Origin of the sequence: Marinobacter sp. tcs-11 (genome assembly GCF_002049515.1) — a bacterium.
Taxonomy (GTDB): Bacteria; Pseudomonadota; Gammaproteobacteria; order Pseudomonadales; family Oleiphilaceae; genus Marinobacter; species Marinobacter nauticus.
On the sequence record NZ_LLYU01000002.1, the window covers coordinates 183,886 to 196,200 of the forward strand.

At 58.3% G+C, this 12,315-nt stretch carries 10 protein-coding genes; 7 read left to right on the forward strand and 3 right to left on the reverse strand.

What is annotated here, in order from left to right; translation table 11 throughout:
• Window positions 1-180 precede the first annotated feature (180 nt).
• From zwf to ARC85_RS03550, 3 genes are read left to right on the forward strand one after another with little or no spacing between them, the layout of a single operon-like run.
• Window positions 181-1,656 carry a glucose-6-phosphate dehydrogenase gene (gene zwf, locus ARC85_RS03540; protein ID WP_113879026.1) on the forward strand — a complete coding sequence of 492 codons (1,476 nt, stop codon included), beginning with the start codon at window positions 181-183 and terminating at the stop codon, window positions 1,654-1,656.
• On the forward strand, window positions 1,649-2,362 hold the full coding sequence (gene pgl, locus ARC85_RS03545) for a 6-phosphogluconolactonase (protein WP_113879027.1): 714 nt from the start codon (window positions 1,649-1,651) through the stop codon (window positions 2,360-2,362). The genes zwf and pgl overlap by 8 nt, the downstream gene beginning before the upstream one ends.
• 50 nt (window positions 2,363-2,412) lie before the next feature.
• Window positions 2,413-3,060 carry a bifunctional 4-hydroxy-2-oxoglutarate aldolase/2-dehydro-3-deoxy-phosphogluconate aldolase gene (locus ARC85_RS03550; protein WP_113879028.1) on the forward strand — a complete coding sequence of 216 codons (648 nt, stop codon included), beginning with the start codon at window positions 2,413-2,415 and terminating at the stop codon, window positions 3,058-3,060.
• Window positions 3,061-3,136: 76 nt separating this feature from the next.
• Here ARC85_RS03550 and pyk read toward each other — a convergent pair whose 3' ends face one another.
• A complete protein-coding gene (pyk, locus tag ARC85_RS03555) occupies window positions 3,137-4,585 on the reverse strand; it encodes a pyruvate kinase (protein WP_022991783.1) in 1,449 nt (482 codons plus the stop codon).
• 275 nt (window positions 4,586-4,860) lie between these two features.
• Here pyk and edd point away from each other — a divergent pair, with 275 nt between their 5' ends.
• Genes edd through ARC85_RS03570 form a run of 3 tightly spaced genes read left to right on the forward strand, consistent with a single transcriptional unit; the run spans window position 4,861 to window position 8,236 of the window.
• A complete protein-coding gene (gene edd / locus ARC85_RS03560; protein WP_031210482.1) occupies window positions 4,861-6,681 on the forward strand; it encodes a phosphogluconate dehydratase in 1,821 nt (606 codons plus the stop codon).
• The gene (gene glk, locus ARC85_RS03565; RefSeq protein WP_153741431.1) at window positions 6,678-7,643 is read left to right on the forward strand and encodes a glucokinase; all 966 of its coding nucleotides are present in this window, start codon (window positions 6,678-6,680) and stop codon (window positions 7,641-7,643) included. Before edd ends, glk begins: the two co-directional genes overlap by 4 nt.
• Window positions 7,640-8,236, forward strand: a complete 597-nt coding sequence (locus tag ARC85_RS03570) for a uracil-DNA glycosylase family protein (protein WP_022991786.1) — start codon at window positions 7,640-7,642, stop codon at window positions 8,234-8,236. The genes glk and ARC85_RS03570 overlap by 4 nt, the downstream gene beginning before the upstream one ends.
• Here the strand turns inward: ARC85_RS03570 and glpD are convergent.
• Window positions 8,220-9,761 carry a glycerol-3-phosphate dehydrogenase gene (gene glpD, locus ARC85_RS03575; protein WP_153741430.1) on the reverse strand — a complete coding sequence of 514 codons (1,542 nt, stop codon included), beginning with the start codon at window positions 9,759-9,761 and terminating at the stop codon, window positions 8,220-8,222. The two genes, ARC85_RS03570 and glpD, sit on opposite strands and share 17 nt — an antisense overlap.
• An 84-nt stretch (window positions 9,762-9,845) precedes the next feature.
• Window positions 9,846-11,096 (reverse strand): substrate-binding protein, encoded by a 1,251-nt coding sequence (locus tag ARC85_RS03580; protein WP_011785305.1) that lies wholly within the window; start codon window positions 11,094-11,096, stop codon window positions 9,846-9,848.
• Between the two features lie 200 nt (window positions 11,097-11,296).
• On the opposite strand from ARC85_RS03580, the gene ARC85_RS03585 reads away from it, so the two are divergent.
• A complete protein-coding gene (locus ARC85_RS03585) occupies window positions 11,297-12,298 on the forward strand; it encodes an FAD:protein FMN transferase (RefSeq protein ID WP_278350917.1) in 1,002 nt (333 codons plus the stop codon).
• Window positions 12,299-12,315: the final 17 nt, after the last annotated feature.

A 12,315-nucleotide genomic window follows, 5' to 3' on the forward strand; every position in this document is an offset into this window, starting at 1 on the left:
GGCCGAATCATCTAAGAACTCGGGAGTATACCGTTTTATTGGTGTGTTTGCGGTAGTCAACGTGTCATAACGTGGTTTTCTGAGGGCTGGGAGTCAGCAGTTTGACTGTTTTTTTTCTAAAACTACTACTTCCTGTTAATGTGAATGAAGTGGAGCGGCAAATCATGGAGGGCGCGACTCATGGTAAAGAACGCGAATGCCCCGTGTGACCTGATGCTTTTTGGCGCCTTGGGTGACCTGGCTCAGCGTAAACTCTTCCCTGCGCTGTATCAGCTGGAGCGCGCGGGCTTGCTCGCGCAGGGCAGTCGCATTCTGGCGATTGCGCGCACGAAGGCAACAACAGCGGACGTCCGGGAGCAACTGTTTGAAAAGCTTCGCTATCATGTGAAAGACAGTGAGTTTGATGCTGGCGTGGCGAATGCATTTCTGCAGCGGGTGGATTACCTGTTGCTGGATTTCACCGATCCTGAGGGCTACGGGGCCCTGCGTGAGTGGCGGGATGAACCCAACAACGAACTCATCGTCTACATGGCCACGCCGCCTTCGATGTATGGCGTGATTGCCCGCAATATGAAGGCGACCAGTTGTTGTAATGAGAAAACCCGGGTGGTGGTGGAAAAACCTATTGGCCACGACCTTGAGTCGTCCCGGGTGATCAACGATGAGCTTGGAGAGGTCTACCACGAAAACCAGTTGTTCCGGATTGATCACTATCTGGGTAAGGAGACCGTGCAGAATCTGATTGCCCTGCGATTCGCCAACAACCTGTTTGCCTCCCAGTGGGACCAGAATCATATCTCTCACGTTGAAATTACCGTCGCGGAGAGCGTCGGTATAGAAGGGCGCTGGGGCTATTTTGACCAGGCCGGTCAGATTCGCGACATGATTCAGAATCACCTGCTGCAGTTGCTGTGCCTGATTGCGATGGATCCGCCTGCCGACCTGTCAGCGGACAGTATCCGGGACGAGAAGGTAAAGGTACTCAAGGCGCTGAAGCGGATTACCCCGGACATGATGGATCGGTACGTCGTGCGTGGTCAGTACACTGCAGGCACCAGCAATGGCAAGCCGGTTCCGGGTTATCTGGAGGAGGAAGATGCCAACAAGGGCAGTGCCACCGAAACCTTCGTGGCCCTGAAGGCTGAGATCGACAACTGGCGCTGGTCTGGCGTGCCCTTTTACATCCGCACGGGCAAGCGACTACCGGAGAAGCTTTCCCAGATCATCATCCATTTCAAGCCCGCGCCTCACTACATTTTTGACCCGGACCAGAAGCATTTGGCCAACAACAAACTGATTATACGGTTGCAGCCGGATGAGGGAATGGCCCTGAAAATCCTGACCAAGGATCAGGGGCTGGATAAGGGGATGCGATTGCGGCAGGGGCCGTTGGAGCTGACCTTCTCCGAAACCTTTGAAGCGGAACGCATTCCGGATGCCTATGAGCGTTTGCTGTGGGAGGTGATGAAAGGTAATCAATACCTTTTTGTTCGCAGGGATGAGGTGGAATACGCCTGGCGCTGGGTCGACGAGATCATCGCTAACTGGCGAGACAGTGGCGAACCGCCCAAGCGATATGCCGCCGGCACCTGGGGCCCGGTTGCCTCCATTGCCATGATCACACGGGATGGGAGGAGCTGGTATGAGGATGCCTGACATCCGCTTGCCAGAGGGGGTAGGGTTTCACGCCGATGATAATGCCGGGCGCGTGGCCCGGGCCTTGGCCTCGACCGTCGCCGATGTGCTCGCCAGTCGTCTTGAGCAGGCGTCCAGGGTCAGCCTGGTGGTGTCCGGAGGCTCTACGCCTTTACCCTTCTTCAAGGCGTTGTCCGACGCGGATCTGGACTGGTCCAGAGTGGATGTTGTGCTGGCGGACGAGCGCTGGGTGCCGGAGGGCGACCCTGCCAGTAACACAACCCTGGTCAGAAACAATCTGTTAGTGGGCAGGGCTGCGAAAGCCCGTTACCTGGCACTGAAGCAGCCGGGGGAAATTCCGGATCAAGGATTGGAGGCAGTTCGGCAGGCGCTTTCTGTGCTGGTTCTGCCGGTGGATGTGGTGATTCTGGGAATGGGCAATGACGGTCATACCGCTTCGCTGTTTCCGGATGCGCCTGAGCTGCCTGAAGCCATGGATGAGTTCAATACTGGTCTGGTAGCGGCGATGACACCCGAATCCCAGCCTCAGCCCAGGGTGACGCTGACCCGGGCGGTACTGGCGCAAGCGCGCTTTACCGCGCTGCACCTGAAAGGGGAGGACAAGCTGGAGACGCTCAGAAGGGCGTGTTCGGCTCTGGATGATGTATTTGCCATGCCGGTGCGGGCCTTCCTGAAACCCGGCCTGGAAGTGTTCTGGAGCCCGTGACGCCGCGTTGCTTGTCTGGTCACCGCCGCTAACTGCTTTAGGAGATCACCATGAATCAATTGTCGGACTATCATCGCGAGCGGGTGCAGGCCGTTCTGGCAGCCTCGCCTCTGGTGCCTGTGATTGCGATCAAAGACCCGGACGATGCCATCCCGCTGTGCCGTGCGCTGGTAGATGGAGGTATCCGGGTACTTGAAATTACCTTGCGCACCGAGCATGGAGTGCGTGCCATTGAAAAGGTCAGGAAAGCCATTCCCGAAGCCTGGGTTGGTGCAGGAACGGTTACCAGTATCGCCCAGTATCGACAGGTGGAGTCTGCTGGTGCGCAGTTTGTGATTACCCCCGGGATTACTGAGGCCATTCTGGAGTTCGGTGTTACCTCCGAGGCACCGCTGTTGCCAGGGGTTTCGACGGTGTCCGAGCTGATGATGGGGTATGCGTTGGGCTATCGGGAGTTCAAGTTTTTCCCGGCGGAAGTGGCAGGGGGTATCCCTGCGCTTAAGGCCTTCAGCGGGCCATTTCCCGATGTCGTCTTTTGTCCGACTGGTGGCATTAGCCGCCAGACAGCCAGAGATTATCTGGCGTTACCGAATGTCTGTGCTGTTGGTGGGTCCTGGCTCACGCCGGCGGAGGCCATTGCCGGTAAAGACTGGCCGGCAGTGTCGGAAATTGCCAGGGGAAGTCTGGGCGACCTTTAAACCGGACACATAAAACCCACCGTCGTGGTGGGTTTTGTGTGTCCGGCCGAAGGCTGTGCCAGGCGCTGCCCGGCGGCTAGCGGATATCGCTGCCAACGCGCACGATTTTCATAGTGTTGGTGCCGCCCTGAGCGTTGACGTAATCCCCCTTGGTAATCACCACCAGATCACCTTCGCCGACTACGCCGCGTCTGCGCAGTTGTTCCACGGCCTCAGCATTGGTCTGCTCATTGGCAATCCGGGCCGAATCGAAGGGTATGGTCTGCACGCCGCGGAAAAGAACCACCCGGTGCTGGGTGGAGTGATGGCGCGACAGGGCAAAGATCGGCAGGCTGGACTTGATGCGTGACATCAGTCTGGGGGTAGCGCCTGTCTCAGTCATGCAGATGATGGCACGCACACCCTGCAGGTGGTTGGCGGCGTACATGGCAGACAAAGCGATGGCTTCGTCGACCCGCTCCATGCTCTCGTGAATCCGGTGTTTGGACTGGTGCATGGAGGGATGCCGTTCGGCCCCCAGGCAGATGCGGACCATGGCCTCTACCGCTTCTTTCGGATAGTCACCTACTGCGGTTTCGGCCGACAGCATGACCGCGTCGGTGTAGTCCATTACGGCATTCGCGACGTCGGACACCTCGGCCCGGGTGGGCATCGGGTTGGTGATCATCGATTCCATCATCTGGGTTGCGGTGATGACCGCCCGGTTCAGAACCCGGGCGCGGGCAATGATGTGCTTCTGAACTGCTACCAGTTCGGCATCGCCAATCTCAACCGCCAGGTCGCCCCGGGCGACCATGACGGCGTCTGAGGCGAGGATGACCTCATCCAGGGCCTGGTCGTCGTGTGCCAGCTCCGCCCGCTCAATTTTGGCGACCAGGCCCGCCTCAGAGCCGGCCTCGCTCAGCAGTCTGCGCGCGATGTGCATATCTTCGGCGGTGCGCACGAATGAGACGGCGACATAATCCGCGTCAAGTTTTGCGGCGGTAACAATGTCCTGCTTGTCTTTCTCGGTCAGAGCTTCGGCAGACAGTCCTCCGCCTCGCTTGTTCAGGCCCTTGTTGTTGGATAATGGACCGCCAATCAGTACCTTGGAGGTAATGCTGTGCTCGTCTACCGACATCACTTCCATTTCGATGCGGCCGTCGTCGAGCACCAGAATGTCGCCGGGGGCAACGTCTTCAATCAGTTGCTCGTAGTCGATGCCCACCCGCTCGGCTGTGCCGGCGTCCTTGTCCATGCTGGCGTCGAGAACGAAGGTTTGCCCGGCTTCCAGGAATACCTTGTTATCGGTGAACCGCGCGATGCGCAGCTTGGGACCCTGAAGGTCGGCGAGAAGGGCAACAAAGCGGCTCTGTGCTGCAGCGGCTTCACGAACCTGGCGGGCCCGGGCCATGTGCTCTTCGGCGCTGCCATGGGAAAAATTCAGGCGAGTCACGTCAACGCCAGCCTTGATGATGGCGGCAAGTGACTCCGGTGTGTCTGTGGCGGGGCCGAGCGTGGCGACAATTTTCGTGCGCCTGAGCATATGTGGGTGTCCTTATTCCGGGTTCGCCGGTATGGTCGAAGAGTCGACAGTGCCGGCGGTCAATGAAAACGGGTGCCAGTATATGAACTACTGATGACCCTTCTGTGACACGGTTTCACCTCGCTAGATGTTCGAGGGCTCCCGATGCCTGCTTTCGTGATATGTAGTAAAGTTACCAAAATAATGGCGATAATTTTTTGCTGTGTCTATGTTTTGAAGCGTTTTTTACTATTCTTTGTTCTATGTTCGAGTGAATCCGTAGAGGAGGCTGCAGGATGCATCCAACCATAGTGAAGGTTACTCAGAGAATTGTGGCCCGAAGTCAAGCCACGCGGCAAGAGTACCTCTGTCGTATGGCGGCGCTGAAAAAGAACTCCCCCCAACGGGGCACGCTGTCCTGTGGCAACCTTGCCCACGGCTTTGCCGCCTGTAATCAGGCGGATAAGAACACGCTCAAGTTGATGAACAAGGCCAACGTGGCAATCGTAACGGCCTACAACGATATGCTTTCGGCTCATCAACCCTACCAACAGTTCCCCGATATCATCCGCGAGGCGGCCCATGGTATGGGGTCGGTGGCCCAGGTTGCCGGGGGCACACCCGCCATGTGTGATGGCGTGACCCAGGGGCAGCCTGGCATGGAGCTCAGCCTGTTCTCCCGGGACACGATCGCCATGAGCACGGCGGTTGCTCTCAGCCACAACATGTTTGATGCCACGCTGTTGTTGGGGATCTGCGACAAGATTGTTCCGGGGCTGCTCATCGGATCGCTGAGTTTTGGCTATCTGCCGACCATACTGGTACCCGCCGGCCCCATGCCGTCCGGATTGCCCAACAAAGAGAAGCAGCGCATCCGTCAGCTCTATGCTGAAGGCAGGATTGGCAAAGAGGAGTTGCTGGAAGCCGAGAGCAAGTCATACCACAGTCCCGGTACCTGTACCTTTTATGGCACCGCCAACAGCAACCAGCTGTTGGTTGAGGTGATGGGGCTGCACTTGCCGGGTGCCGCCTTTGTGAATCCAGGCACACCGCTGCGTGATGCGCTGACCAGGGCAGCGACGGAACAGGTTATCCGGTTATCGAAACCTAACGGTGGAGATCTGGGGCTGGGCGATATGGTAGACGAAAAGAGCATCGTCAATGCTCTGGTCGCCCTGCTGGTAACGGGCGGCTCAACCAACCACACCATTCACTGGATAGCCATCGCCCGCGCTGCCGGCATCATCATTGACTGGAATGACTATGCCGAGCTTTCTGCGGTTGTGCCCTCGTTGACCCGTATCTATCCCAATGGCCAGGAGGATGTGAATGCCTTCCACGAGGCGGGTGGTACGCCGTTCCTGATCCGCGAACTGCTTGCTGGCGGATACCTGCATAACGACGTGCACACAGTGATGGGCCCAGGCCTGGAGCAGTACGCCCGCATGCCGGAACTCGACGATGGTAAGCCCGCCTGGAAGCCTGCAGCTGAGCAAAGTGCCATGCCGGAGGTACTCCGTGGTGTGGCCCAGCCTTTTGCGCCGGATGGTGGGCTCAGGGTGCTGGAGGGCAATCTGGGCAGGGGCGTGATCAAGGTCTCGGCAGTCGCGCCTGAGCACCATACCATTGAGGCCCCGGCCGTGGTATTCAACGATCAGAACGAGCTCAAGGCGGCCTTCGAGGCCGGAGAGCTGAATCGGGATTGCGTTGTGGTTGTGCGATTTCAAGGTCCCCGTGCCAATGGTATGCCGGAGCTACACAAACTCACCCCTTATCTGGGGGTGTTGCAGGACAGGGGCTACAAAGTGGGCCTGGTGACGGATGGCCGGATGTCTGGCGCTTCCGGGAAAGTGCCTGCCGCCATCCACGTATACCCCGAAGCGTTAGATGGCGGACCTTTGGCCCGAGTTGAAGACGGGGATACCGTTGTCCTGGACGCCCGCAACGGAACCCTCAGCATCAGGGTAGAGGATGACGTGCTGGCCGCCCGCAGGCCTGCAACGACGGATTTGTCCGGCTATCATACGGGCTACGGGCGGGAGCTGTTTGGTTGGTTCCGTCGTTCGGCAAGCAACCCTGAACAAGGTGCCAGTTTTTTCTGGAACCACGAGGCATGACAGCAGAACACTATTCTCTGGTGGGGGACATTGGGGGAACCAATGCACGCTTTGCTCTGGTGGGGCAGGGCAGTATAGAACCAGAAGCTATTGAAGTTTTGCCCTGCCGTGACTACGAGAATCTGGATCAGGCGGTGGTCACCTATCTGGAACGTGTAGGTGTGGCGTCGGTCAGGCAGGCCTGTCTGGCCGTGGCCTCCCCCTTGCGCGGTACCCGGGTGACAATGACCAACAATCACTGGCGCTTTGACATTGAGGCGGTGCGACAGGTCTTTGGCTGGTCGGCCTTCAAGGTCATCAATGATTTTACCGCCATGGCGCTGGGCGTGCCCCATGTACCGGACGCCAATCTGGTGCACGTTTGTGGCGGCCCGGGAGACCCTGGCCGGCCGAAACTGGTGATGGGTCCGGGAACGGGCCTGGGCGTTTCCGGTCTGGTTCCGATTCGAAATGGCTGGGTGCCTTTGGTGACTGAAGGGGGCCATGTGGATTTTGCCCCCACCGATGACACGGAAATGGAGGTGTTGCGCCTTCTTCGGGCCAGGTTTGGGCGGGTGTCGGTCGAGCGGATTCTGTGCGGCCAGGGTTTGCTGAACCTGTATCAGGCGCATGCCGAAATCCGTGGCGTGGCGGCCCCGCTCGATGCTCCGGAGAAGATCACAGCCGCCGCTGTGGACGCCTCCGATGCCTTGGCCGGGGAAGTCCTTCGGCATTTCTGCGAAATGCTTGGGCGAACCGCAGGCAATTCGGCGCTGACGCTGGGGAGTCTGGGCGGCGTGTACCTGTGTGGCGGTATGCTGCCAGGGTTTCTCGACTTTTTTCTTGGGAGCCCGTTCCGTGAAGCCTTTGTAGCCAAGGGGCGGATGCGTCCGCTAATGGAATTTACACCGGTTTACGTGGTGACGGAGCCCTATACCGGTTTACTGGGAGCTGCCGAAGCGTTAGGAAATTCTGAGGTATGACCGATTCTTTGATAAACCTGTCCTTTGATGAGCTGGTTCGGCGTGTTCGGGCCTGTCAGATTTGTGCAGGCGATCTGCCCCACGAGCCGAGGCCGGTCATTCAGCTTAGTGAATCCTCCCGCATTCTTGTGGTCGGGCAGGCGCCGGGTCGACGGGTACACGAAACCGGTCTGCCGTTTAACGATCCCAGTGGCGACCGGCTGCGCCAATGGATGGGCATTACCCGCGACACCTTTTACGATGAACAGAAACTCGCCATCCTGCCCATGGGATTCTGTTATCCGGGCACCGGTAAATCCGGAGATCTTCCTCCACGCCCCGAGTGCGCTCCGGCCTGGCGCCGGGCGTTGCTCGACCGCTTGCCGGAGATTCGCCTGACCTTGCTGATCGGTCAATATGCTCATGCCTGGCATATTCCCGGCGCAAGGCGCGCGGTTACCGAGAATGTGCGGCAGTGGCAACAATTCTGGCCTGATGTCATTCCGATGCCCCATCCCAGCCCCCGCAATAACCTCTGGTTGCGAAAGAATCCCTGGTTTGAAGCGGAAGTGGTGCCGGCCATTCAGGCCAGAGTTGCTAGCATTCTGAACTGACCTGGCCACTCCGGTTCATATACTCAGATAGCTCGCTGTATTGTTCCGGGTTAATGTACAGGCCCTGTTTGGTTCGCCGCCAGAGCAGGTCCTCTGGTGTGATCGCCCATTCGTGGGTCATCAGATAATCCACCTCGCGACGAGACAGGGTATCGGTAAACCAGTGGCCGAGATCGGCCATGTTCTGACAGCCTTCCAGAATCTGGTAGCTGCTGGTGCCATAGCTTCGCACAAACCGATGGATTACAGCATCGTCCAGCCAGGGGAAATCGGCCGCGAGTTCGGTGGCCAGCTGCTCCTGAGTGTTGAAGTCGCCGCCGGGCAGCACGGCCGTTCGGGTCCAGGACCGGCCGGCACCGGGAAAATAGCGACTGACCTGATCGGTCACAGCTTCGGCGAGCTTCCGGTAGGTGGTGATCTTGCCCCCGAATACCGAGATCAAAGGGGGCAGCGAGTCCTCATCATCAACCTCGAATGAGTAGTCGCGAGAGGCAGACTGTGCGGTGCCACCCTCGTCGTCCATCAGCGGCCGAACACCGGAGTAACTCCAGACTACATCGTTGGCGGACAGTTGCCGGCGGAAATACTGGTTGACGATCGACAGCAGATAGTCGGTTTCCTCTGGGGAAATCCGCGCCTGCGACGGATCGCCCACGTAATCGACATCGGTGGTGCCGATCAGGGAGAAGCGGTCCTCGTAGGGGATCACGAAAACAATGCGCTCGTCCTGATTCTGAAGAATATAGGCTTCGGTATCCTGGTTGAGCCTGGGTACGACGATGTGGCTGCCCTTGACCATGCGGATCTGCTTGGGAGCTGGCATAGACAGGCTTTCACCGAACAGGCTGCTGACCCAGGGGCCGGTGGCGTTAACGACCACCTTGGCGCGGATGTTGTACTGCTTGTCCCGGTGGTGATCGTCCAGGGTGGCGTGCCATTGCCCGTTACGGCGCTCGGCGCGGCTACAGCGGGTGCGGGTCAATACGGTTGCGCCTTTTTCAGCGGCCTTGCGAGCAGACAGTACCACCAGCCGGGCATCGTCAACCCAGCCATCCGAATACTCGAATCCACGGCTGATGTCTGGTTTCAGGGGCGAGTCCGGGCCAAAGGTAATAGACCGGGAGCCGGGCAGCAGTTCGCGCTTGGCCAGATGATCGTAGAGGAAAAGGCCGGTACGGATCATCCACGCTGGTCGCAGGTGGGGCTGATGGGGCAGGCGAAAACGCATCGGCCACATGATGTGGGGGGCGTTTCGTAGCAGGGCCTCCCGTTCACCGAGTGCTTCCCTGACCAGCCGGAATTCGTAATGCTCAAGATAGCGCAGACCGCCGTGGATAAGTTTGCTGCTGCTGGACGAAGTGGCAGAGGCAAGATCGTTCATCTCACACAGAACAACCCGAAGCCCCCGGCCTGCGGCGTCCATGGCAATTCCGGTGCCGTTTACGCCGCCCCCGACCACCAGAACATCGCATTGCGTGGGGGGAGTGTGAGAGTTGCCTGAAACCAGTCCTTTGTTATTTGCCACTGCCTGAGTGCTCCTGATAATCGCACATAACGCCTGTCATGGAACGATTATCAGGAAACTGCCTGGTCCGGTAAAGCGACCCTGTCACAGGCGGGTGGGCTTACCTGCCTCTTTGCGGCGTTGCTCCCACTCTTCGCGGGTTTGTGCGGCTTCATCACCGGGCAGGAAGTCGATGATCTCGAAGTAATCAGAGCTGAACTGGTCTGCCACCACGGTTTCACGAGGTTTGATCCGGACCACGTAGACGGTCTGGACATTCTGGTGGTCGAACTCGCGCCAGTACTGTTCATCTTTCAGGAAGCTGTAGCGATGCCCCTCAAGGGCCCGGATAACGGCGTCTGTGTTGGTGCTGCCGGCCCGTTCGACAGCATCCTTGTACTGGTAAACAATGCTGTAGGCCGAGGCCGCGGATGATGAAGGGCGCATTTCATAGCGGTCTGAGAAGGCCTCAACAAAGTCTTTACCGCGCTGGTAGTTGTTCTCGTAGGGCAGGTTCCAGACCCAGGGGGCGGCACCAACAACACCTTCCATGATGGTCGGGCCAACCTGTCTGACCATCCCCAGTGTCAGGTTGGGCACAACGATCTGCATTTTTTCCGTCAAACCCATTTCATAGGCCAGGTTCAGAGCCCGGACCATGTCATCGCCGAACAATACCATCATCAATACTTTGGCATCGCTCTCCTGGGCCTGTTCCAGCGCTGCGCGGAAATCATTGATCAGCGCCCGGGGGAAGGGGGTTTTTACACCCTGGTGCACGTCGGTGTTTTCGGTGTTGGAAAACTTTCGTACCGATTCTTCCACGGACCATCCCCAGGTGTAGTCTGAGGTGATGTAGAAAAACTTCTGGTCGGCGTGGTTACGATTGAGATACTGGCTCAGTGCCTTGGCCGTCATCCAGGCGTTGTAGGGCTCCCGGAACATATATCGATGCCCCTCGGCGCCGGTGGTGGCATTGGAGTAGGTCAGGGTGCCGAAGTAGATTCGGTTACGATCCCTGGCGGCTTTGCCGGAAGCAATAGCGACGGCGCTGGAGACGCCACCGAAAACCATCTGCGCGCCCTCGCGGTCAATCAGTTCGGCGGTATTCCTGGCGCCCTGGTCTGGTTCTCCACGGGTATTGCGAATCACCAGTTCGAGGGGCTGGCCCATAACACCGCCTGCCTGGTTGATTTCATCTACCGCCAGATAGGCGCCAAGCCGTTGTTGAAGGCCCTGGTCCTTGTATCTTCCGGTCTGGGGGTAATTCAAACCTATCTTGAGGGTATCGGCGAGGACGGTCGTGCTGGATAATAGCAGGACAGTCGCAAAGATCAGCGCGTTCCTTGGTCTCATTTACGTTGGCCTCCGTAACGGCAGCACAGCGGGTATGGCTGCGTTGCAAACAGTTATTTTGATTGTTTATTGGGCAACTCAAGTGTCAGCCGATACTGTCCGGCCAACAATGGGACTAAAGTTGAAGTTCCGGTAACAATTTGTAGGACGAGCGGTCGATCACACAACCGTTGCTATAAGGCAGGGAAACATTGAGAAGAATGACCTATTCGCGCTCGACTGAAAGCCTGTCGGTGGTGCTCATGGCATTGCTCGCTTTGCTGGTGGCGCTTCCGGCCAGTGCCGAGTGGCACCGATACTCCGACACGGCAATGACAACGCCCGTTGAGCTTGAGTTCTGGGCTGATGAAAGCGTGACCGCCGATGTGGTGGCCCGTGAGGTATTCGATGTATTTCACCGTGTTGATATCCAAATGAGCCGGTACCGGGCAGATTCTGAATTATCAGCGCTGAACCGGGAGGCTGGAAAAGGCCCGGTTAACGTCAGTGATGGTCTGTTTAAGGTGCTTCAGAAAGCCCGTGAGGTGTCCGAGCTGAGTGAGGGGGCATTCGATGTCACCTTTGGCTCGGTGGGTTACCTCTATGACTTTCGGGCCGGCAAGCAGCCAACGGATGAACAGGTAGCGACCGGGCTCACGCGGGTAAACTTCCGCGATGTCGTATTGGATGTATCCGGGCAAACGGTGGCGTTTCGCCAGCCGGGAATGCTGGTGGACCTGGGCGGCATTGCTAAAGGTTACGCTGTCGATCTGGGTATTGAAGTGCTGGAAGCCCACGGCATACGCCACGCCCGGTTGAGTGCTGGCGGTGATATGCGTCTGCTGGGGGACAAGCGGGGGCGCCCGTGGTATGTGGGTATCCGGGATCCCCGGTCTGGCAATGACAACGCGGTGGTGTTGCCGTTGGCGGATGTAGCGGTATCCACATCCGGCGACTACGAGCGCTTTTTTGTTGATGACGCCGGTGAGCGCGTACACCACATACTGTCACCGAGCACTGGCCGTTCGGTGAAGGGAGTACAGAGCGTTACGATTATTGGTGACGATGCATTGACCACCGATGGCTTGTCCACCGCGGTTTTTGTTCTGGGCCCGGAGAAAGGCCTCAAGATGGTGGAGCGCTTGCCGGCGATCGAAGTGGTTGTGATCGACGACAAACGCATGATGCATGTGTCAGAAGGGCTGGTTCCCCCAGAGCCGTAGTAGAGGCAACGTCCCTG